Here is a 22,026-nt window from a genome sequence, read left to right on the forward strand (position 1 = left end):
GGATGAAACGATTCGTAATGAATTGTATCCCTAGAGAGGAAACTTGTCAATATAGAATTCTAAAAAATCAGATTATTAACCTTTAGTCCTATTACTCCAACAAAAAACACGAGGAAAATTGGATCAAAAGTCCAATTTTCACTCGTGCTATTTACCATTTGACTACTTCTTAATTTTCTTATTCAACTGTAACACTTTTTGCAAGATTACGAGGTTTATCCACGTCACAATCACGGTGTAGGGCTGCATAGTAAGAAATTAATTGCATTGGAATAACTGCTACCAATGGCGTTAAGAATTCATGTACTGCAGGAAGAACAAATGCATCATCTTCCTCTTCCATGCCCTCCATACTAATAATACAAGTATTCGCACCACGTGCAGCTACTTCTTTTACATTCCCACGAATGCTTAGGTTTACATGCTTTTGTGTAGCAAGAGCAATAACCGGGGTACCATCTTCAATTAATGCAATCGTACCGTGTTTAAGCTCTCCACCAGCAAAACCTTCAGCTTGAATATATGAGATTTCTTTTAACTTAAGAGCACCTTCAAGTCCTACATAAAAATCAACTGCACGACCAATGAAGAAACAGTTACGTGTGATCGTTAAGTAGTCACGCGCTACTTGCTCTAATTGTTCTTTTTGATCCGTTAAAGTTTCCATAGCATTTGCTACAATTGCTAGCTCCTGTAGTGGATCGAAGTCTAATTCAATTCCTTTTGCCTTCGCCGTATCGACAGCAAGCAATGTTAAAACAGCCATTTGAGCTGTATATGCTTTCGTAGAAGCAACCGCAATCTCTGGTCCTGCATATGTGTGCAGGGTAAAGTCAGCTTCACGAGAAAGGGTTGATCCAGGAACATTGGTTACAGTTAAGGCTTTATGGCCACGTTTCTTCACTTCGACTAAAACACCTCGAAGATCAGCTGTTTCACCACTTTGTGAAATAAAAATAAAGAGTGGGTTTTCCGATAATAGAGGCATATTATACAAGAATTCGCTTGCAATGTGTACCTCTACTGGACGTTGTGCAATTTTTTCAATTAATTGCTTACCGACAAGACCAGCATGATAGCTCGTTCCTGCAGCAATAATATAAATACGATCTGACCCCTTCATTGCCTCACGAATGTCGTCATCAAGGCGTACAGAGCCGTCTTCATTTTGATATTTTTGTATGATGTTACGAATAACAAAAGGTTGCTCATCAATTTCTTTTAACATGAAGTGAGGATATGTGCCTTTTTCAATGTCACTAGCATCAAGTTCTGCAGTGTAAGGCTCACGAGACATCACAGTTCCATCAAGCGTTTTAATCGTGATGCTATCACGCTTCACAATTACAAGCTCCTCATCCATAATTTCAACAAATTGATTTGTTACTTGAAGCATAGCCATCGCATCAGATGCAATAACATTTACTCCTTCGCCAACACCGATTAATAATGGGCTCTTATTCTTACCAACATAGACCATGTCTGCATCTTCATTATCAATTAGTGCGGTTGCATACGAACCTTTTAATAGCGATAAAGTATGACGGAATGCATCCTCAATGGATTTACCTTCTGTAACAAACTTCTCTACCAATTGAACAATAACTTCCGTATCCGTATCACTTGTTAACTCAACATCAATTAAGAATTCACGCTTCAACTGCTCATAATTTTCAATTACTCCGTTATGAACAAGCGTGAAACGTTCTGTTGTACTTTGATGCGGGTGAGCATTTTTACGACTTGGTTCCCCGTGTGTTGCCCAACGTGTATGACCAATTCCTACCGTTCCGTCTACACTTGTATCCACAACTTCACGTAACGCCGCAATGCGTCCTTTTTCTTTAAAAACATGAACTCCATTATCATTGGCTACTGCAATACCTGCTGAGTCATAGCCACGGTACTCCAGCTTCTCAAGTCCACGTAATAAAATTTCCTTCGCATCTTCTGTACCAACATATCCAACAATACCACACATAATAAATTACCTCCTGAAGTCAGGGGCAAGAAACCTTGAGGGCGTACTTGCCCCCACTCTTTTATAATGATTGTGGCATGCTACTTCTGTCTTTGTGCAAAGAGTCACCCCTTTGTTTTTTACAGAAGCTTAACGGCTGTCATGCTACAACCGGAGGGCATCCGCCGATTAATCGATAAACCCTCTCCTCGTCAACTACACAAATATCCGACCATTGTGTAGTTCAGGCGCTTTTATTTTCTAGCACAAACTACCTCTACCCTCCTTTTAATACATACAAACATTATCATACAAGATCGATGTATGAACGTCAATCTTTGGTAAGATTTTTACATTCTATTTGAAACAAAAGAGTGAGAGTTGTTGCACTACTAAAAAAATATGCATGAGGAGAAGTATTGGTTCGCTCCCCATGCATATTCCTTACTCAGCTAAGCCCATTTCTTCTTTAACGACTGTAGCTATTTCCGTTACATATTCTTCACATTTTTCTTCTGTTTTTGCTTCTACCATTACTCGAACAAGCGGTTCTGTACCAGACGGACGAACGAGGACTCGACCTTCTCCTGCCATTCTCTCTTCAACTTTCTCAATAGCAGCACGAACTTTATCATTGTCAGTAACGGCATGTTTGTCTGTTACACGTACATTCACAAGCGTTTGTGGGAATGTCTCCATCTCAGCTGCCAATTCTGATAATTTTTTTCCTGTTCCTTTCATAATGTTAACAAGCTGTAGCGCAGATAGCATTCCATCGCCTGTCGTTATATGATCAAGGAAAATAATATGACCAGATTGTTCTCCACCTAGATTAAATCCACCTTTACGCATCTCTTCCATTACATAACGGTCACCTACACCCGTCTGTTTTGTTTCAATACCTGCTTCTTCTAATCCTTTATAAAAACCAAGATTGCTCATCACCGTTGATACAACTGTACCGTGGTTTAGCCAACCTTGCTCTTTCATATATTTTGCACAAATAAACATAATATGATCGCCGTCTACCGTATGTCCATTCTCATCAATTGCAATTAAACGATCTGCATCTCCATCAAAAGCAAGACCAATTTGCGCACCCTTTTCAATAACAAGCTCTGCTAATTTATCTGGGTGAGTTGATCCACAGCCCTCATTAATATTTACACCATTTGGCGAAGTACCCATTGTAGAGATATCTGCTTCAAGGTCTGCAAATAGATGTGGTGCTAGGGAAGAAGCTGCACCATTTGCACAATCAAGCGCTATATGAATACCTGAGAAGTCGTCTTGCACTGTTTGCTTTAGGAATTGAATGTATTTTTGACCACCTTCAAAGTAATCATTTACTTGACCAACTGCATCCCCAACTGGACGCGGTAGAAGATCTTCATTACTATCAATTAGTTCTTCAACTTCTTTTTCTTGTTCATCTAATAGTTTAAAACCATCAGGCCCAAAGAATTTAATCCCATTATCAGGAACAGGATTATGGGACGCAGAAATCATCACACCTGCGTCTGCACTTAATGCTTTTGTTAAGTAAGCAACCCCTGGTGTAGAAATAACACCTAAGCGCATAACTTCTGCTCCAATTGATAGAAGACCAGCTACTAGTGCACTTTCAAGCATTTCACCTGAAATACGCGTGTCACGACCGATAACAATACGTGGTTTCTCTGTTTGTTTTGTTAATACGTACCCACCCATTCGACCTAATTTAAAAGCAAGCTCAGGGGTTAAATCTTTATTTGCGACACCTCTAACACCATCTGTACCAAAATATTTACCCATTATTTACTCTCTCCTTCAACAATCTTCACTCAGATTCAGCTTGACCTGAGACGATTACTTCTACATTTGTCTTACTTACACTAAAACGAATATTTTGTGGACCATTTATTTGAATTGGGACTGAATGCTCCCCTTCACTTAAGTTGCTAACATCAGCATACACTTGGATATCATCGACAGAAAACTGATCAAGATTAGCCTCTGCACCATGTGCGATAATGGAAAGAGTTTCTTCTTCGTCGTCGGCAAAATCAATGTCTGTTTCCCCAGGTGCCCCTATCAATTCAATCGAAACATCAGACCACTGCCTAGACTCTTCTTCAGCAATATTTACTTCCACTTCAACCATTTCTGGTTCAAGCGCTTGGACACCTGGCGGGACCGGAACTTCCATCGTAAATGTTTGATCCTCTGTAATATTATCTAGATCAATCGTTAAGCCTTCTAAAACATTAAACGATTCTAAGACATCGAATGGTCCATAGATCAGCACTTCTTTAGGAGATACGTTGATCGATTCAATACTTACACCCTCTGTCAGTTCTCCCTCACGTGATATTTTTATGGGAACACTCTTATTCGGACTAGTAATGGGAACTCTTACATCAACAATGCCTGGCTCTACATCTAAATGAAGCTCATTACCGCTACTATCATACAACTTCACTGGAACAGCTTCCTCAAGCATCTTATCGGCGTCTTCCACATCTACATAAGCTTTTGCGTCCGCAACTTCAGCCGCAACTTCACGCGCTGCAGTAACTGTTACATTAACAGGTGATACCATTGGGGTACCGACTGAATAGCCTTCTTTAACGGCATCAGCATTCACCAATTCCACATCAACAGGTATGGAGACGGTTTGTTTTTCTTGTAGCTCTACTCTTGCAAATTGAGGAACAATTGAGACTGATAGGTCCCCAGGAAACCCACGATGTTGAATACTTAACGTATGCACACCTTCTTGGCGTTCCGTGACATCAACAAACACTTCAAAATTAGGTCTCATTAGTTGAAAAAACGCAACCGCACTTTGAGATCCACTAAGCTTCACTTGCACATGTTCGGTTTGATCAACAATAGCATAATTCTCTTCGTCATATACTACCGTTACTTCTACTTCTTCTAGAGTAGAGGTTCGGTCACTTAAAGATGGTAATATCCCTGGTTGACTCGTTAAATCATCCATATTAACCATAGCAAATAGCATTAAAGCAATGAAAAACGAGATAATCTTCACAAACCAATGACTGTTAAATAACTTATCCATTTTTCTTCCCTCCCCACTTCCAGCGAGAAGATGTTTGTTGCTTGCTTTCTGTTAATAATTCATTTTCTAATAGCAATCGGAGTTTCTCTTCATCAAGATCTCGGTGAAGTTCGCTATTTTTAGTTAAAGAAATTGCACCGGTTTCTTCTGAGACAATAATCGTTAAGCAATCAGTGACTTCACTTACACCTAAAGCTGCCCTGTGTCGCGTGCCCAGTTCCTTAGAAATAAACGGATTCTCAGAGAGTGGCAAATAACAGGCAGCCGCTAAAATTTGATCGCCTTTTAATATAACAGCTCCATCATGAAGTGGTGTATTGGGAATAAAAGTATTTATCAGCAATTCAGATGTTAAATGAGCATTCATTTGAATTCCAGTTTCCACATAGTCTGACATACCCGTCTCGCGTTCAACTGACATTAATGCCCCTATGCGGCGTTTCCCCATATACACAGACGCCTTCACAATCGCGTCAATAGAATTCTTAGTAGAATCCTCTTGAGGTATTGTTCTACTTGAGAACAAGCGACCACGCCCTAACTGTTCTAAAGCTCGTCTTAATTCCGGCTGGAAAATGATAATAATGGCCAACAGACCATAAGTCAAAGTTTGCGACATAAGAAACTCAAGCGTCCTAAGTCCAAAAAAGCGACTTAGAAACCATACAACCAAAATGACCGTAATCCCTTTAACAAGTTGTACAGCTCGTGTTCCTCTGATAATCATAATAAGCTTGTACACAACATATGTGACAAGCAATATATCTACAACCTGCCCAATATAATTGAGCCACGTATAATCCTCAAATGGGAACATGGCACTTCCTCCAAACCCTTAGCATTCATTACTTGTCCTCTTTATCATATTAGTCATTGTACACATCTTTCCTATAATCAAAACGACTTTTCATCAGTTCGCTTTTATAAGATACGTAAACATATTAACTGTATCATTATACCATAAATCATTCTAGTCATTTTATTATCGTTTTATTTCACTCTTATAACATCCATCAAAGAAAAAAAGCCCCCAGAGGAGCTTTATTTATTATCATCTGAATCTAACACTGTGATTACTTCTGAAAAGAAATTTTTCGTATGGTACCAAATCCAATCAAGCACCTGATTCACTTCCTCAATTTCTCCAGATACATGACCCGCCGAAGCAAAATAAGGTTCACTATTTACAAGTAAGATATTCCCTCTCACTTCCCCTTCTACTACTAACTCCCCATTTCGAACGACAAGATCGCCTTCGACCACTTCACCTTCTGGAACCACAACACGTCCACTTGATTGATCTATTTGTACATTACCCGAGCCCGAGAAGGTCACTTGCTCATTATTTTGCCAAAGTGTAGAAACGCTGGTTGACATTAATAATAAGAATACAGCTGCCGCCACTAGGATCGGATGTTTCTTCATCCAACGCTTCCACTTTGATTTTGTTTTTGAAGTGTTCTTCTTTTGAGGAAGATTCGTCATCACTTGGTTAGTAAAATTGGCTGGAGCTTCAATATGGGAGGCACTTTGGACAAATGCAATCGCCTTTTTTAATTCACGTACATGCTCCAAGCAGTGCGGACACTCATTAAGGTGTGCTTCTAAACGCTTTCTCTCTTCAGATGATGTATCCCCATCTAAATATTTATGAATTAAATGCTCATAGCTCTTTTCACATTTCATCTTAAAGTCCTCCTTTCTATAGATGACGCATTCTTTTACGAAGCGCCTCTCTCCCCCTGTGAATACGTGTTTTTACTGTTGATATGGGTAAATCGAGAATCTCACTTATTTCTTTTAAAGATAAGTCCTCTATATATTTCAAAATGATTGCTGTTCTATATTTCACTGGTAATTGATTAATTTCATCTTGAACCCATTCTTGCATCTCCATGGTTACGATCTGCTCTTCGGGTAAAGCTTGATCAGCAGCAAGTTGACTTTCGTAAGTCAAATTCTCCGAACCTTTAACTTGATCCTGCAAATGAAAATCCGGCTTCTTTTTTCTTAGGCGATCTATCGCTACATTAGTTGCAATTCGAAATAGCCATGTAGAAAATTTACGATTTCTATCAAAGCTATCTAAATTAGTATAAGCTCGTAAAAATGCTTCTTGGGCGACATCTTGAGCTTCGTGAGCATTCCCAACCATTCGATATGCAACTTGATATACTTTATCCTTATATAATTCGACTAACTCGGCAAAAGCTTGCTCATCACCATTTTTTACCTCTAGGATGATTCGTTTCACAATCGCTTCCATTATTTATCCCCTGCTTATATTCAATCTATAAACTCTTACGTATAATGCTTAAATAAGTTTCAAAATTATTCTCGTTATTTAGTTTAACATGAAAAAATAACAAATTATTACCTAAAACATGTTTTAACTTACTAAAAAAGGGTATAGAGCAAACAATTAGATAAATTTGTAAGGAAGGATGATGCAAATTGCTTAAAATGAACGGTAAACATACAGAATTGCTCCAACAAATAGAGGATTCAAGGAGTACATTAAATGAGCTATCCCAATCACATCCTCTATACTCAGACCCAATTGTGATGCAAAGCCAAGAACTAGATGACCTTTTAAATGAATATAACGCGCTACTTAAACAAAACTAAATCAAACAAAAAACCCTTAGATAATAATCTAAGGGTTAAAGTATGTATAATTGGTGGAGCCTAGCGGGATCGAACCGCTGACCTCCTGCGTGCAAGGCAGGCGCTCTCCCAGCTGAGCTAAGGCCCCTTATATGTATTGGAGCGGAAGACGAGATTCGAACTCGCGACCCCCACCTTGGCAAGGTGGTGTTCTACCACTGAACTACTTCCGCATCAAATCACCTTCACAAGATGAATGAAATAAAAATGAGCCATGAAGGACTCGAACCTTCGACCCTCTGATTAAAAGTCAGATGCTCTACCAACTGAGCTAATGGCTCTTGAATGGCTGGGCTAGCAGGATTCGAACCTACGCATGACGGAATCAAAATCCGTTGCCTTACCGCTTGGCGATAGCCCAACAAAAATGAATGGTGGAGGGGGACGGATTCGAACCGCCGAACCCGGAGGGAGCGGATTTACAGTCCGCCGCGTTTAGCCACTTCGCTACCCCTCCAACCTAACTAAAAGATGCCGGCCAGAGGACTTGAACCCCCAACCTACTGATTACAAGTCAGTTGCTCTACCAATTGAGCTAGACCGGCATATGGTGGAGGATGACGGGCTCGAACCGCCGACCCCCTGCTTGTAAGGCAGGTGCTCTCCCAGCTGAGCTAATCCTCCATAGCTTGTCTTTAAAGTTAGTCATTTATGTACCATATAAAATTAATGGTGACCCGTACGGGATTCGAACCCGTGTTACCGCCGTGAAAGGGCGGTGTCTTAACCGCTTGACCAACGGGCCATCGTTTCAAAATGTGTCGTTTCTTGCTGACAAAAAGTATTATATCCAATAATTTTATCATTGGCAACCCTTTTTAAACTTTTTTTATATATTTTTTGTTTTTTTATTTTAAGATAAGAAAAGCATTGATTATACGAACATATATTCTGTATACTTAAAGAAAGCATTCTACATGGGAGTGATCTGAATGAAGAAAATTCAGGAGGTTCAACATCAAGATTTAATAGAAAAATTTCAATATGTTAAAAACCAAGCTAAAGAAGAAACTCGTTTAGAGGTAGCCGAACGCATGATTGATTATGGAATTGACTTACAATTAGTTCGGACAATCACTGGTCTATCAATTGAACAACTTAAAGCTCGACCTTCTCGGTAGATAGCTTGCACATTTTAAGTCGCTTAATACATACGCTTAAGATCATTTTATTACCCACTAACAAGTCTAAGCTCTTTTGGTCTCTTCTATCATTAGTAAAAAAAGCCAAAGAGCTTATTTTATTTCTACCTTTAACTACCAAAGACTTGTTAGGAGAGTATGTAGTTACTTAGCTAGCTGACCTTAATAATAATTATTAGTCCTTCATAAGAGGGAGGCTGATAAGTAGATCATCTATAGTGTTAGACATTATACTTTTAATAATTTGGGTATCAAATGGATACAAAAAAACCAACCGATAAAGGTTGGTTAATAATATATGTACAAGTAATGTAAAGTTGCTCTGGAGCTTCCAAGCGGATTCGAACCGCTGACCCCTACCTTACCATGGTAGTGCTCTACCTGCTGAGCTATGGAAGCATAAAAAATGGCTCCACAGGTAGGACTCGAACCTACGACCGATCGGTTAACAGCCGATTGCTCTACCACTGAGCTACTGTGGAACGTAAAAAAATCGCCTGGCAACGTCCTACTCTCACAGGGGGAAGCCCCCAACTACCATCGGCGCAAAAGAGCTTAACGACCGTGTTCGGCATGGGAACGGGTGTGACCTCTTTGCTATCGCCACCAGACTATGATTTACTTCAGATGATCTTCACATTTCTTCGTCAGCTTCCTTGTTCATGTCCTCACGTATGCTTGATACGCTCCGGGCATTCACTTCGTTGCTTTCTCGAACTGTTCGATCCTCTTTGTAAATGTTTGAGAGTGGTTCTCTCAAAACTAGATAATGTGTAAACATGTGTCAAGAATAATTTGGATAAGTCCTCGACCGATTAGTATCTGTCAGCTCCACGTGTCACCACGCTTCCACACCAGACCTATCAACCTCATCATCTCTAAGGGGTCTTACTGGATTAACTCCATGGGAAATCTCATCTTGAGGGGGGCTTCATGCTTAGATGCTTTCAGCACTTATCCCGTCCACACGTAGCTACCCAGCGATGCTCCTGGCGGAACAACTGGTACACCAGCGGTGTGTCCATCCCGGTCCTCTCGTACTAAGGACAGCTCCTCTCAAATTTCCTACGCCCGCGACGGATAGGGACCGAACTGTCTCACGACGTTCTGAACCCAGCTCGCGTACCGCTTTAATGGGCGAACAGCCCAACCCTTGGGACCTACTTCAGCCCCAGGATGCGATGAGCCGACATCGAGGTGCCAAACCTCCCCGTCGATGTGGACTCTTGGGGGAGATAAGCCTGTTATCCCCAGGGTAGCTTTTATCCGTTGAGCGATGGCCCTTCCATGCGGAACCACCGGATCACTAAGCCCGACTTTCGTCCCTGCTCGACTTGTAGGTCTCGCAGTCAAGCTCCCTTATGCCTTTGCACTCTTCGAATGATTTCCAACCATTCTGAGGGAACCTTTGGGCGCCTCCGTTACTGTTTAGGAGGCGACCGCCCCAGTCAAACTGCCCACCTGACACTGTCCCTGAACCGGATCACGGTTCGAGGTTAGAATGTCAGCACAGTCAGGGTAGTATCCCACCGACGCCTCCATCGAAGCTGGCGCTCCGACTTCCAAGGCTCCTACCTATCCTGTACAAACTGTACCAACATCCAATATCAAGCTACAGTAAAGCTCCATGGGGTCTTTCCGTCCTGTCGCGGGTAACCTGCATCTTCACAGGTACTATAATTTCACCGGGTCTCTCGTTGAGACAGTATCCAAGTCGTTACACCATTCGTGCGGGTCGGAACTTACCCGACAAGGAATTTCGCTACCTTAGGACCGTTATAGTTACGGCCGCCGTTTACTGGGGCTTCAATTCAGAGCTTCTCCCGTAAGGGATAACCCCTCCTCTTAACCTTCCAGCACCGGGCAGGTGTCAGCCCCTATACTTCGCCTTGCGGCTTCGCAGAGACCTGTGTTTTTGCTAAACAGTCGCTTGGATCTTTTCACTGCGGCTCTCTCGGGCATACACCCTAATAGAGCACCCCTTCTCCCGAAGTTACGGGGTCATTTTGCCGAGTTCCTTAACGAGAGTTCTCCCGAGCGTCTTAGAATTCTCTTCTCGCCTACCTGTGTCGGTTTGCGGTACGGGCACCTCTCACCTCGCTAGAGGCTTTTCTTGGCAGTGTAGGATCAGGAACTTCGGTACTAAATTTCCCTCGCCATCACAACTCAGCCTTCACGAGAAGCGGATTTACCTACTTCTCAGCCTAATTGCTTGGACGCACATATCCATCAGTGCGCTTACCCTACCTTTCTGCGTCCCCCCATTACTCAAACGGTGAGGAGGTGGTACAGGAATTTCAACCTGTTGTCCATCGCCTACGCTTTTCAGCCTCGGCTTAGGTCCCGACTTACCCTGAGCGGACGAGCCTTCCTCAGGAAACCTTGGGCTTTCGACGGAGGGGATTCTCACCCCTCTTTTCGCTACTCATACCGGCATTCTCACTTCTAAGCGCTCCACCAGTCCTCTCGGTCTGACTTCGCAGCACTTAGAACGCTCCCCTACCACTGACACCTAAGGTGTCAATCCATAGCTTCGGTGATACGTTTAGCCCCGGTACATTTTCGGCGCAGAGTCACTCGACCAGTGAGCTATTACGCACTCTTTAAATGGTGGCTGCTTCTAAGCCAACATCCTGGTTGTCTGGGCAACTCCACATCCTTTTCCACTTAACGTATACTTTGGGACCTTAGCTGATGGTCTGGGCTGTTTCCCTCTTGACTACGGATCTTAGCACTCGCAGTCTGACTCCCGAGTAAAAGTTTTTGGCATTCGGAGTTTGACTGAATTCGGTAATCCTGTGGGGACCCCTAGTCCAATCAGTGCTCTACCTCCAAAACTCTCAACCTCGAGGCTAGCCCTAAAGCTATTTCGGGGAGAACCAGCTATTTCCGAGTTCGATTGGCATTTCACCCCTACCCACACCTCATCCCCGCATTTTTCAACATGCGTGGGTTCGGGCCTCCATTCAGTGTTACCTGAACTTCACCCTGGACATGGGTAGATCACACGGTTTCGGGTCTACGACGGCGTACTCATGCGCCCTATTCAGACTCGCTTTCGCTACGGCTCCGCCTTATCAGCTTAACCTTGCACGACATCGTAACTCGCCGGTTCATTCTACAAAAGGCACGCTGTCACCCATTAACGGGCTCCAACTAGTTGTAGGCACACGGTTTCAGGATCTGTTTCACTCCCCTTCCGGGGTGCTTTTCACCTTTCCCTCACGGTACTGGTTCACTATCGGTCACTAGGGAGTATTTAGCCTTGGGAGATGGTCCTCCCGGATTCCGACGGGGTTTCACGTGTCCCGCCGTACTCAGGATCCACTCTGGAGGAAATAGAATTTCGACTACAGGGCTGTTACCTTGTCTCGCGGATCTTTCCAGATCGCTTCGCCTATCCTATTTCTTTGTAACTCCGTATAGAGTGTCCTACAACCCCAAGAGGCAAGCCTCTTGGTTTGGGCTGTTACCGTTTCGCTCGCCGCTACTCAGGTAATCGCATTTGCTTTCTCTTCCTCTGGGTACTTAGATGTTTCAGTTCCCCAGGTCTGCCTCCTCATGCCCTATGTATTCAGGCATGGGTACTATTCCATTACGAATAGTGGGTTCCCCCATTCGGATATCCTCGGATCAAAGCTCACTTACAGCTCCCCGAGGCGTTTCGCCGTTCGTCGCGTCCTTCTTCGGCTCCTAGTGCCAAGGCATTCACCGTGCGCCCTTTCTAACTTAACCAACATTTTAAAAAGGTTGTTGAATTCTTGACATGCTCGTTCAATCTTCTCTATTAATAGAGTCCGATGAACATTTCATGTTTACATTTCATTATCTAGTTTTCAAAGAACCCACTGGAAAGAAAAAAATTCTTCCAAAACTGAACAAAAGACCAAAGCGTATATGATCGTAAGATCATATATCGACTAGAGTTAAATACTCCATAGAAAGGAGGTGATCCAGCCGCACCTTCCGATACGGCTACCTTGTTACGACTTCACCCCAATCATCTGTCCCACCTTAGGCGGCTGGCTCCAAAAGGTTACCTCACCGACTTCGGGTGTTACAAACTCTCGTGGTGTGACGGGCGGTGTGTACAAGGCCCGGGAACGTATTCACCGCGGCATGCTGATCCGCGATTACTAGCAATTCCGGCTTCATGTAGGCGAGTTGCAGCCTACAATCCGAACTGAGAATGGCTTTATGGGATTCGCTCAACCTCGCGGTTTTGCAGCCCTTTGTACCATCCATTGTAGCACGTGTGTAGCCCAGGTCATAAGGGGCATGATGATTTGACGTCGTCCCCACCTTCCTCCGGTTTGTCACCGGCAGTCACCTTAGAGTGCCCAACTGAATGCTGGCAACTAAGATCAAGGGTTGCGCTCGTTGCGGGACTTAACCCAACATCTCACGACACGAGCTGACGACAACCATGCACCACCTGTCACTTTGTCCCCCGAAGGGGAAAGCCCTATCTCTAGGGTTGTCAAAGGATGTCAAGACCTGGTAAGGTTCTTCGCGTTGCTTCGAATTAAACCACATGCTCCACTGCTTGTGCGGGCCCCCGTCAATTCCTTTGAGTTTCAACCTTGCGGTCGTACTCCCCAGGCGGAGTGCTTAATGTGTTAACTTCGGCACTAAGGGCATCGAAACCCCTAACACCTAGCACTCATCGTTTACGGCGTGGACTACCAGGGTATCTAATCCTGTTTGCTCCCCACGCTTTCGCGCCTCAGCGTCAGTTACAGACCAGAGAGTCGCCTTCGCCACTGGTGTTCCTCCACATATCTACGCATTTCACCGCTACACGTGGAATTCCACTCTCCTCTTCTGTACTCAAGTCTCCCAGTTTCCAATGACCCTCCACGGTTGAGCCGTGGGCTTTCACATCAGACTTAAAAGACCGCCTGCGCGCGCTTTACGCCCAATAATTCCGGACAACGCTTGCCACCTACGTATTACCGCGGCTGCTGGCACGTAGTTAGCCGTGGCTTTCTGGTTAGGTACCGTCAAGGTGCCGCCCTATTCGAACGGCACTTGTTCTTCCCTAACAACAGAGCTTTACGATCCGAAAACCTTCATCACTCACGCGGCGTTGCTCCGTCAGACTTTCGTCCATTGCGGAAGATTCCCTACTGCTGCCTCCCGTAGGAGTCTGGGCCGTGTCTCAGTCCCAGTGTGGCCGATCACCCTCTCAGGTCGGCTACGCATCGTCGCCTTGGTAAGCCATTACCTTACCAACTAGCTAATGCGCCGCGGGCCCATCTGTAAGTGATAGCAAGAAGCCATCTTTTACCGTCCCTCCATGAGGAGGAACGGGTTATCCGGTATTAGCCCCGGTTTCCCGGAGTTATCCCAGTCTTACAGGTAGGTTGCCCACGTGTTACTCACCCGTCCGCCGCTAACATCAGGGAGCAAGCTCCCATCAGTCCGCTCGACTTGCATGTATTAGGCACGCCGCCAGCGTTCGTCCTGAGCCAGGATCAAACTCTCCATAAAAGTGTTTGATTAAGCTCACTTACATAAGATACGCTAGCATCTTGTTTTAAAAATTGACGAGATATCATGTATCTCTATTTCGCTTGGCTTTTGTTCAGTTTTCAAAGAACTTGTTTGCCGCTCTTATAGCGACTTGATCATCTTACCGTATATCTAATGATGAAGTCAATACTTTTTTAAAAGTATTTTTTAAAGGAAGTTTATTGCTCCCTTTCGGTATTTACTAATATAGCATGTCCATTTTTATAAGTCAATGATTATTCTATTATATTCTACCTAGATTTCTTTTGTTTATTTCAGTTTATAAATAAAAAGAAAAAGGCTTCTGCCCTTTTCTTCTATTGTGTATTCTTCTTATTCTTTTGGAGCATATATTTTACTCTTTCATTTGGGGGAACAAAACGCTTATAGATCCCATAAACGATTTGGTACTTCTCCTCCATTGCTCTTTTGACAACTTCATCAATCCGAGGATCAGATAAATCTAATAATAGTTCTTCCATTTCTCTTTTAAGCATATATTCAATTTCAATTACTTCTTTGCCATTTAACAAAAAACCTAACACAAGCAACACCTCAACCTTTAGAGACTCAACAGTATTATATACTTAACTTCCTAATATGGTTATATCTTACATGTGCATCTAACTAAATTGTTTTCTAAACGGAAGGATTTTATTCATATGTTCTAATACTTTGCATAAATTTATCCTAAAAGGTGGACGAGGGGGATATTTAATGAAGTTTATTTGGGTTTTTCACGCTAAGCGTATCAAGCAATTATCTATTATTGTCATGATGGCACTTTTTGCTGCAGGGTTTCTTTATATCGAACGAGCCCAACTACCTGTCTTTTCAACATCAGAAGGTCCACAGGCTTTCTACCGGGCAGAAACAGATGATAACCGAATAGCTTTAACGTTTAATCTTAGTTGGGGTGATAAACAAGTTGGCCCTATTTTAGAAGTACTCTCACAAAAGAAAGTCGATCAAGCTACCTTTTTTGTCTCTGCCTCTTGGGCTGAGCGTTATCCTGACTTAGTTAAACAAATAAAAGAAGCAGGACATTTGATTGGAAGTCATGGGTATCAATATAAGAATTACACGAGTTGGGAAGATGAAAAGGTAAGAAAAGACTTGATCCGTAGTAAACAAGTACTTGCAGAATTAGCTGGGGAAAAGCCAACTTTATTAAGACCACCAAACGGAGCATTTGATAAACGTGTTTTAGCTTTGGCAGAAAAACAAGAATATAGCGTGGTTCATTGGAGCGTCGATTCACTTGATTATCAAAATCCAGGGGTTGATGCAATTGTGGATAATGTAATGAGTCATACTTCCTCTGGAGATGTATTACTGTTTCATGCCTCAGATTCTGTAAAACAAACAGATAAAGCTCTGCCAATTGTTATTGATCAATTAAAGGAAAAAGGATTTACCTTTATTTCCGTAGAAGAATTAATGGCTAGTACAGAAGCGAATAGTGAAGAAATCAAGTAAACAACAAAAGCTCGAGCATCTATGCTCGAGCTTTTGTGTTAGGTTGATTCGTTAATCGATGTAAAATTAGCAGCTGCCATGTATTAGCTGCAATAAGCGGCGCAAAATACATCCACAACCATTTAGGATCATTTACCGTTAAAGCAGGAACCCATTCGATTGTCGTTACGACAACAATAAAAAATAACGCCGGAATAAAAGCCCCTTGATTTGTCTCTTTAGCTTTAAGGTAGGCTATTACTAAACCGTAAGCTAATAATAGAATAGGCATGATCGCATAATCAAAGACATTCTCACCCTCTGTTGCAAAGGCAATGTACCTTAAATAAATAAGATCAAATACAACGAAAGCAATGACGACAACTTGTACCCGATTCCACAGCCTTGCAGATTTAAAAAGCCCGAGTCCAAATCGATGAAGGGTAAGATAAGCAAAAAAGCCCATTTGACTAATTAGACTGAAAGCAGCACTAATTCCAAGCAACCAGATGACCCCTACAAACATATTCATTAAGTCACCATTTGTATACACATCAAAATCAATAATAAATCCTACAATTCCACCACTTATACTCCCCACTAACAACGTAGTGAAAAATAAATAAACTACTTTCCGACTATTCACTGGCATTTCCTCCAAGATCATTAAACATACTGACATGATTGTATCAATCACGCTTCAAAAATGCCAGCTGTTCACGATTAGTCATGCATATTTTTTTATAAAATATCTCAAATTAATGACAAAGCGAAAGAAAGGAGCAGCTATCATGAAAAAACTTCTTCATGTATTGATTGTGTGCGTCACGGTACTCACACTTATCAGCTGCGCAACTGCTGAAGGTAGTGGTGGCAATAACACTGATTATGAAGGCACTAAAAAGATGATGGTGGATATGCTTAAAACAGATGAAGGTAAACAAGCCATCCAAGAAATTATGAATGAAGAAGAAATGCGCCATGAATTAGTCATGGATAATGCTTACGTTAAAGAAACGATTCAAGAAACATTAACATCTGAACAAGGCAGAGCTTTTTGGCAAGAAGTGATGAAAGACCCTGAATTTGCGAAAACTTTCGCTGAGAGTATGCAAACAGAAAACGAAAAAATGTTAAAAGGACTTATGAAGGATCCCGAATATCAAGGCATGATGATCACAGTCTTACAAAATCCAGAGATGGAAGATACCGTTCTAGAAGTGATGAAATCAAAAGAATATAGACAACAAGTAATGACAATCATGTCCGAAGCATTTGAAAGCCCTTATTTCACTGCGAAAATCAGTGAAATTCTGTCTGGAGTAGCTGAAAAACAAATGAAAAAACAAGATCCAGCCGCAGCCGAAGAAGAACAAAAGAAACAAGAGGAAGATCAGCAACAAGAAGGTGGTAATAGCGGTGGTGGTGGCGGTCAACAATCTGGAGGATAAAAAAGAAGCCATTTCAGGCTTCTTTTTTTATTACTGTTCGATTTTTGAAATAATTCTCTCCGAAATTTCTTTATAAATACGACCATTCGGGTGATCTTCTGCATAAATAGAAGGGGCAAAATCATTTTCATCGATCTCAGGTTGGCCAAGTGGAATTTGTCCAAGAATTTCAGTTTTTAATTCTTCTGCAAGTCGTTCTCCACCCCCACGACCAAACACATATTCCTTCTCACCCGTTGTTTCACTTTCAAAATAAGCCATATTCTCTACCACACCTAAAATTTCATGATGGGTTTTAATAGCCATCGTTCCAGCACGTGCAGCGACAAACGCAGCAGTAGCATGTGGTGTCGTTACTAAAATCTCTTTGGAATGTGGCAGCATCGTATGTAAGTCAAGAGCAACATCTCCCGTACCCGGAGGTAAATCAAGAATTAAATAATCAAGCTCTCCCCATTCAATGTCGGCAAAGAATTGGTTTAACATTTTACCTAACATCGGGCCACGCCAAATAACTGGAGCGTTATCCTCCACGAAAAAGCCCATAGAAATGACTTTTACTCCAAAGCGTTCAACAGGATAAATGCGATCTGCAATCACTTTAGGGCGTTCTTCAATACCCATCATATCTGGTACACTAAAGCCATAGATGTCCGCATCAATAATCCCTACACGCTTACCAAGTCTAGCGAGGGTTGTTGCTACGTTAACAGAAACTGTAGATTTCCCTACCCCACCTTTTCCACTTGTTACAGCAATAAAGGTCGTAGGACTATCTGGTGCAAGTATGGACGGCCCTTCAAAGGCAGCTTCCTTTAAACCACCTGCACTTTTCAACTCTTGTTCTGTAAGCTCCTCAAAACGAAGACCCACTGAGTCAGCGCCTTCTCCTTTAAGGACATTAACCACCTCTTGTTGAACTTCCATCTGTTCAGCAGTGCCTGTTTTTGCAAGCGCGATTTTAACGCTCACATTTCCACCTTTAACTTTTACTTCTCTAACACCGCCCGTTTCGACGATGCTTTTATTTAGATCGCGATCTTTGACTCGTTTTAAGGCTTCGATTATTGTAGCTTCCGTTACCAATATGAACACCATCCTTTAACCAGTTATATGCCTAGTATAGCATATTCTGTGAAAGGACCGTGAATCCGTTTGCATACTTCTACTTTAGGAGAGGGGTTCCTCTTCATTTGTATAATACCTCATAATACCTTGATAAATAGAAGCAGCTACTTTTTGTTGATACGCTTCAGTTTGAAGTAGCTGCGCCTCCGTTGGGTGTGATAAAAACCCAGCTTCAACAAGTACTCCTGGGATTTCTGCTTTTTTAAGCAAGAATATATTATCAATTGGTTTCGCTAATCTCTCCGTGTTCTCTAAATTTGTTCTAATCTCACTTTGAACAAACTTAGCTAATGCTTCATTTTCGGGAATAGCACGGTGGTAGAACGTCTGGGCCCCACTCCATCTCGGTGATGGAATGGCGTTAAGGTGAATCGTTACGAATAAGTCAGCATCGGACTCATTCACAATTTCAACCCGACGCTTTAAATCCTCAATTTTTCTTTGTCTTATTTTTTTTGTGCCCTCTGCTGCTAAATCACGATCTTCTTCTCTCGTCATTAAAACTAATGCTCCAGCCTCCTGAAGGTAATCGCGCAAATGATCGCTTATCGCTAATGTTACTTCTTTTTCAAGAAGTCCACCTTTAGAAACAGCGCCTCCATCAATCCCTCCATGTCCAGGATCGACAATGATAATTTTACCTGATAGAGGTAAATGCCAAGTTGCAGAGTCTTTACTTATAAATTGATATTGTATTAAAAAAAGTAAACTAACGACACTAAGAGCAAATACTACGCCCTTCATCCACTTTATCATCATATATCCCCCTTCACTTATCCCCTATTTATATATATTGGGACAAGGGAGAAATTATGAACGTGTTTTAATGAAGGCGCAGGCGATGTCTTTTTTCTGCTTCACGGAAACCTTTTTCCCACCAGCGATCGACGAACACATCAGCTGATATCTTGATCGATTCCAAAAGAAAGTCTGATTCACCTAACCACCCTTGGAGTAAATTAAATAATGAAAAAGAAATATCGGTTAATTCATCTTCACATCTTGCTTTAACCTCCGTTGGTGACTCACCCAAATAACCAAAACGCCCGTATTCAGCTCCAACTAAATAAGCATCAATGGCCATATCCATACAAGGATCAAGTAAAAATGGGTGTGACAAAAAATAAAATGGTACAACTGGTCGAAAATGTTCATGCACATCCTCTTTAAGCTGCTTTAACGATAATTGCCGCAACACCCCACGTTCAAATTTCCATTGTTTTTCACGTCTTTTTTCTGAAAAAGTCGATACAACTGCCATTCTCCTCACTCCCATTTCTCATCTTGGGGTTAGTATGAGGCTTCAGATTATCGCTCATGCAGTGGAAATTCTGTCAGGAGATGAGATTTTTAGATTAAACATTCACAGGTGTAAAAACGGTATACAAAAAAATCTCCGTTGTAAAATATTCTACAACGGAGGTCTTTTCATAAAAAGCAATTGATTTAAGAACGCTGCACCTTCGAATTAGAATAGTTCTCAACCAGTTTCTTTAAATTTATATGCGATTCTCGTACTTTAATCGTTTCTTCAATAATTTCTCGAAATCCTTCCAATTCCTTATCTGAAGCATTCAATAAAGGTCTTGATACACTTTCGGCGATTTGTTGTAGGGTAAGGTCTCGGACCACGAACAACCACCACCTTTCCTTTTATTTGTTGGTCTTATTTTTCTTACTTATTAAATTCATTTCTTGATGAGTAAGTTATTTTCCTGCACACAGCTTAAAATAAATTTTCTCTGGCTCTATAGCACCTTACTGCATAGTATTTAAATGGCGTTCAAACATTTTCAAATACAAAAAACTCCCAACCAAAATGGCTGAGAGCTTTTGAAAACGATATTAACGTTTTGAGAACTGAGGTGCACGACGAGCTGCTTTAAGACCGTATTTCTTACGCTCTTTCATACGAGCATCACGAGTCAAGAAGCCAGCACGCTTTAATGAAGTGCGGTTCTCAGGATCTACTTTAAGAAGTGCACGTGCTACACCATGACGGATTGCACCTGCTTGTCCTGTGTACCCACCACCATCAACGTTAACGTGAACGTCATATTGACCTTCAACGCCAGTTTCTACTAGTGGTTGCTTAGCGATAAGCTTTAAAGTATCAAGACCAAAATATTCATCTAATTCACGACCGTTAATAACGATACGACCGTCACCTGGTACTAGGCGTACGCGAGCAACAGAGTGCTTACGGCGACCTGTACCGTAATATTGTACTTGTGCCAAGATAATAACCTCCCTATCGATTAACCGCGAAGTTCGTAAACTTCTGGTTTTTGAGCTTGTTGTTTGTGTTCGTTTCCAGCATAAACGTGTAGTTTCATACCTTGCTTACGTCCAAGCGTGTTCTTTGGAAGCATTCCTTTGATAGCAAGCTCAAGCATACGCTCAGGCTTGTTAGCACGCATATCAGCAGCTTTAGTCATTTTCAAACCACCTGGGTGATTTGTGTGACGGTAGTAAATCTTGTCGTTTAATTTGTTACCTGTTAGTTCGATTTTCTCTGCGTTGATGATGATCACGTGGTCACCAGTGTCAACGTGCGGAGTGTAAGTCGGCTTGTGCTTACCACGAAGGATAGAAGCAACTTCAGAAGCAAGACGACCAAGAGTTTGGCCTTCAGCATCTACTACGAACCACTTACGCTCAACTTCGTTTGGCTTTGCCATATATGTTGTACGCATGAATTTCCCTCCTAAATACGTTCACTTTCAAATTTTAAATCATTTGTTAAATCAAAAGTCTCTTGTAACATTCTACAACCCGGGGCTAGTGGGTTTTAGAATTACCATCTAACATCATATAATATCCAATACCCAATGTCAACAACTTGTTACACTAGGGTTCGTTGTTTTAGAAAAAAATTATAATGCCTCTTACTGCTCATCGTATTGCACAGCCCACAAATATAAGCCATGACCTGGGGCCGTTTTTCCTGCATACTCTCGCTCACACTTTTCTAAAGCCATACGAACACTATTAACGGATCTCTTTTTGTTCCCAACCTCAAGTAATGTTCCAACTATAATTCGTACCATATTATAGAGAAATCCATTTCCACGAAGAATAAAATGAAGTTCATCGCCATACTCTTTAATCTCTACCGCATAGAGCGTTCGAACTTTATCCACTACATTCGTATTAGCTGCACAAAAAGCGCTAAAATCATGAGTGCCTACTAAAAGCTGTGCCGCCACCCTCATCTCCTCGACATTAAGAGAATAAGGGATATGGGTTACTAAGTTCCGTCTAAACACATCCACCTGTTCGCTCTTTAGGACACGGTAACGATATTCTTTACCAGATGTATGATACCTTGCATGAAAATCTGTAGACACATACTTTGCATGAGTGATTCGGATATCGTCAGGTAAGCAAGCATTTAAAGCTTTAGGCCATTGTGCTTCAGGTATGTGATAAGGGCTATCAAAATGGATGACTTGACCTTTGGCATGGACACCAGCGTCTGTACGACCAGAAGCCACTACATGCGTCTGTTGACCTTTGTGAACTTTTTTTAATGCCTGTTCAAGCTCAAGTTGAACTGTTCTTTTATTCGGTTGGACTTGATAGCCAGAAAAATTGGTTCCATCATAAGAGACCACACATGCTAATCGCTTCATATTACTC

Annotated in this window: 19 protein-coding genes, 10 tRNA genes and 3 rRNA genes; 4 read left to right on the forward strand and 28 right to left on the reverse strand. The window is 41.9% G+C overall.

The window, feature by feature from the left end; genetic code table 11:
• Nucleotides 1-178 precede the first annotated feature (178 nt).
• The 6 genes from glmS to sigW all read right to left on the reverse strand — a co-directional run bounded on the left by glmS (nucleotide 179) and on the right by sigW (nucleotide 7,290).
• Entirely contained in the window at nucleotides 179-1,981 is a 1,803-nt protein-coding gene (gene glmS / locus AB3N04_RS10430; protein ID WP_368505935.1) for a glutamine--fructose-6-phosphate transaminase (isomerizing), read from the reverse strand.
• A gap of 423 nt (nucleotides 1,982-2,404) precedes the next feature.
• A complete protein-coding gene (gene glmM, locus AB3N04_RS10435) occupies nucleotides 2,405-3,754 on the reverse strand; it encodes a phosphoglucosamine mutase (RefSeq protein ID WP_368505936.1) in 1,350 nt (449 codons plus the stop codon).
• Between the two features lie 25 nt (nucleotides 3,755-3,779).
• Nucleotides 3,780-5,024 (reverse strand): YbbR-like domain-containing protein, encoded by a 1,245-nt coding sequence (locus AB3N04_RS10440; protein ID WP_368505937.1) that lies wholly within the window; start codon nucleotides 5,022-5,024, stop codon nucleotides 3,780-3,782.
• Nucleotides 5,017-5,841 (reverse strand): diadenylate cyclase CdaA, encoded by an 825-nt coding sequence (gene cdaA / locus AB3N04_RS10445; RefSeq protein ID WP_047972718.1) that lies wholly within the window; start codon nucleotides 5,839-5,841, stop codon nucleotides 5,017-5,019. Before cdaA ends, AB3N04_RS10440 begins: the two co-directional genes overlap by 8 nt.
• Before the next feature lie 224 nt (nucleotides 5,842-6,065).
• Complete coding sequence (locus AB3N04_RS10450; RefSeq protein WP_368505938.1) at nucleotides 6,066-6,710, reverse strand: anti-sigma factor; 645 nt, start codon at nucleotides 6,708-6,710, stop codon at nucleotides 6,066-6,068.
• A 16-nt stretch (nucleotides 6,711-6,726) separates the two neighbouring features.
• Nucleotides 6,727-7,290, reverse strand: a complete 564-nt coding sequence (sigW, locus tag AB3N04_RS10455) for an RNA polymerase sigma factor SigW (protein WP_368505939.1) — start codon at nucleotides 7,288-7,290, stop codon at nucleotides 6,727-6,729.
• A gap of 197 nt (nucleotides 7,291-7,487) precedes the next feature.
• Here sigW and AB3N04_RS10460 point away from each other — a divergent pair, with 197 nt between their 5' ends.
• The gene (locus tag AB3N04_RS10460) at nucleotides 7,488-7,652 is read left to right on the forward strand and encodes a Spo0E family sporulation regulatory protein-aspartic acid phosphatase (protein ID WP_368506026.1); all 165 of its coding nucleotides are present in this window, start codon (nucleotides 7,488-7,490) and stop codon (nucleotides 7,650-7,652) included.
• 51 nt (nucleotides 7,653-7,703) lie between these two features.
• On the opposite strand, the gene AB3N04_RS10465 is transcribed toward AB3N04_RS10460, so the two are convergent.
• The 8 genes from AB3N04_RS10465 to AB3N04_RS10500 all read right to left on the reverse strand — a co-directional run bounded on the left by AB3N04_RS10465 (nucleotide 7,704) and on the right by AB3N04_RS10500 (nucleotide 8,436).
• A tRNA-Ala gene (locus tag AB3N04_RS10465) sits at nucleotides 7,704-7,779 on the reverse strand.
• A 10-nt stretch (nucleotides 7,780-7,789) separates the two neighbouring features.
• A tRNA-Gly gene (locus tag AB3N04_RS10470) sits at nucleotides 7,790-7,864 on the reverse strand.
• Between the two features lie 35 nt (nucleotides 7,865-7,899).
• Nucleotides 7,900-7,972, reverse strand: a tRNA-Lys gene (locus tag AB3N04_RS10475).
• 5 nt (nucleotides 7,973-7,977) lie between these two features.
• A tRNA-Gln gene (locus AB3N04_RS10480) sits at nucleotides 7,978-8,052 on the reverse strand.
• 11 nt (nucleotides 8,053-8,063) lie between these two features.
• A tRNA-Tyr gene (locus tag AB3N04_RS10485) sits at nucleotides 8,064-8,148 on the reverse strand.
• Nucleotides 8,149-8,163: 15 nt separating this feature from the next.
• Nucleotides 8,164-8,236 (reverse strand) — tRNA-Thr (locus AB3N04_RS10490).
• Nucleotides 8,237-8,239: 3 nt separating this feature from the next.
• Nucleotides 8,240-8,315, reverse strand: a tRNA-Val gene (locus tag AB3N04_RS10495).
• A 46-nt stretch (nucleotides 8,316-8,361) separates the two neighbouring features.
• A tRNA-Glu gene (locus AB3N04_RS10500) sits at nucleotides 8,362-8,436 on the reverse strand.
• 187 nt (nucleotides 8,437-8,623) lie between these two features.
• Here AB3N04_RS10500 and AB3N04_RS10505 point away from each other — a divergent pair.
• Nucleotides 8,624-8,812, forward strand: a complete 189-nt coding sequence (locus tag AB3N04_RS10505; RefSeq protein ID WP_368505940.1) for a hypothetical protein — start codon at nucleotides 8,624-8,626, stop codon at nucleotides 8,810-8,812.
• Nucleotides 8,813-9,156: 344 nt separating this feature from the next.
• Here AB3N04_RS10505 and AB3N04_RS10510 read toward each other — a convergent pair.
• The 6 genes from AB3N04_RS10510 to AB3N04_RS10535 form a co-directional block, all read right to left on the reverse strand.
• Nucleotides 9,157-9,232: transfer RNA gene (locus AB3N04_RS10510), tRNA-Thr, on the reverse strand.
• Nucleotides 9,233-9,240: 8 nt separating this feature from the next.
• Nucleotides 9,241-9,315, reverse strand: a tRNA-Asn gene (locus AB3N04_RS10515).
• 13 nt (nucleotides 9,316-9,328) lie between these two features.
• Nucleotides 9,329-9,444 (reverse strand): 5S ribosomal RNA (rrf, locus tag AB3N04_RS10520).
• Between the two features lie 184 nt (nucleotides 9,445-9,628).
• A 23S ribosomal RNA gene (locus AB3N04_RS10525) occupies nucleotides 9,629-12,568 on the reverse strand.
• 206 nt (nucleotides 12,569-12,774) lie between these two features.
• Nucleotides 12,775-14,326 (reverse strand): 16S ribosomal RNA (locus tag AB3N04_RS10530).
• The 16S, 23S and 5S rRNA genes sit together here with 2 tRNA genes alongside, the layout of an rRNA operon.
• A 338-nt stretch (nucleotides 14,327-14,664) precedes the next feature.
• Nucleotides 14,665-14,892 (reverse strand): hypothetical protein, encoded by a 228-nt coding sequence (locus AB3N04_RS10535; RefSeq protein WP_317123803.1) that lies wholly within the window; start codon nucleotides 14,890-14,892, stop codon nucleotides 14,665-14,667.
• A 172-nt stretch (nucleotides 14,893-15,064) separates the two neighbouring features.
• Between AB3N04_RS10535 and pdaB the strand changes: the two genes are divergently transcribed.
• Nucleotides 15,065-15,826: a polysaccharide deacetylase family sporulation protein PdaB gene (gene pdaB / locus AB3N04_RS10540; RefSeq protein WP_368505941.1), complete on the forward strand. Its 762-nt coding sequence runs from the start codon at nucleotides 15,065-15,067 to the stop codon at nucleotides 15,824-15,826.
• Nucleotides 15,827-15,845: 19 nt separating this feature from the next.
• Here pdaB and AB3N04_RS10545 read toward each other — a convergent pair whose 3' ends face one another.
• A complete protein-coding gene (locus AB3N04_RS10545) occupies nucleotides 15,846-16,451 on the reverse strand; it encodes a KinB-signaling pathway activation protein (protein ID WP_368505942.1) in 606 nt (201 codons plus the stop codon).
• 145 nt (nucleotides 16,452-16,596) lie between these two features.
• Between AB3N04_RS10545 and gerD the strand changes: the two genes are divergently transcribed.
• The gene (gene gerD / locus AB3N04_RS10550; protein WP_317123806.1) at nucleotides 16,597-17,256 is read left to right on the forward strand and encodes a spore germination lipoprotein GerD; all 660 of its coding nucleotides are present in this window, start codon (nucleotides 16,597-16,599) and stop codon (nucleotides 17,254-17,256) included.
• Nucleotides 17,257-17,286: 30 nt separating this feature from the next.
• Here the strand turns inward: gerD and AB3N04_RS10555 are convergent, their stop codons facing one another.
• The 7 genes from AB3N04_RS10555 to truA form a co-directional block, all read right to left on the reverse strand.
• On the reverse strand, nucleotides 17,287-18,342 hold the full coding sequence (locus tag AB3N04_RS10555; RefSeq protein ID WP_368505943.1) for a P-loop NTPase: 1,056 nt from the start codon (nucleotides 18,340-18,342) through the stop codon (nucleotides 17,287-17,289).
• Between the two features lie 84 nt (nucleotides 18,343-18,426).
• Nucleotides 18,427-19,140, reverse strand: a complete 714-nt coding sequence (cwlD, locus tag AB3N04_RS10560; protein ID WP_368505944.1) for an N-acetylmuramoyl-L-alanine amidase CwlD — start codon at nucleotides 19,138-19,140, stop codon at nucleotides 18,427-18,429.
• 67 nt (nucleotides 19,141-19,207) lie between these two features.
• Complete coding sequence (locus AB3N04_RS10565) at nucleotides 19,208-19,645, reverse strand: YbaK family protein (protein WP_368505945.1); 438 nt, start codon at nucleotides 19,643-19,645, stop codon at nucleotides 19,208-19,210.
• Between the two features lie 185 nt (nucleotides 19,646-19,830).
• The gene (locus AB3N04_RS10570; RefSeq protein ID WP_368505946.1) at nucleotides 19,831-20,016 is read right to left on the reverse strand and encodes a hypothetical protein; all 186 of its coding nucleotides are present in this window, start codon (nucleotides 20,014-20,016) and stop codon (nucleotides 19,831-19,833) included.
• A 213-nt stretch (nucleotides 20,017-20,229) separates the two neighbouring features.
• Nucleotides 20,230-20,622: a 30S ribosomal protein S9 gene (gene rpsI / locus AB3N04_RS10575; RefSeq protein WP_317123810.1), complete on the reverse strand. Its 393-nt coding sequence runs from the start codon at nucleotides 20,620-20,622 to the stop codon at nucleotides 20,230-20,232.
• Nucleotides 20,623-20,642: 20 nt separating this feature from the next.
• Entirely contained in the window at nucleotides 20,643-21,080 is a 438-nt protein-coding gene (gene rplM / locus AB3N04_RS10580; protein WP_368505947.1) for a 50S ribosomal protein L13, read from the reverse strand.
• A 192-nt stretch (nucleotides 21,081-21,272) separates the two neighbouring features.
• Complete coding sequence (gene truA, locus AB3N04_RS10585; protein WP_368505948.1) at nucleotides 21,273-22,019, reverse strand: tRNA pseudouridine(38-40) synthase TruA; 747 nt, start codon at nucleotides 22,017-22,019, stop codon at nucleotides 21,273-21,275.
• Between the last annotated feature and the right edge of the window lie 7 nt (nucleotides 22,020-22,026).

This window comes from Alkalihalophilus sp. As8PL (assembly GCF_040939795.1).
GTDB classification, from domain to species: Bacteria; Bacillota; Bacilli; order Bacillales; family Bacillaceae_D; genus Alkalihalophilus; species Alkalihalophilus lindianensis.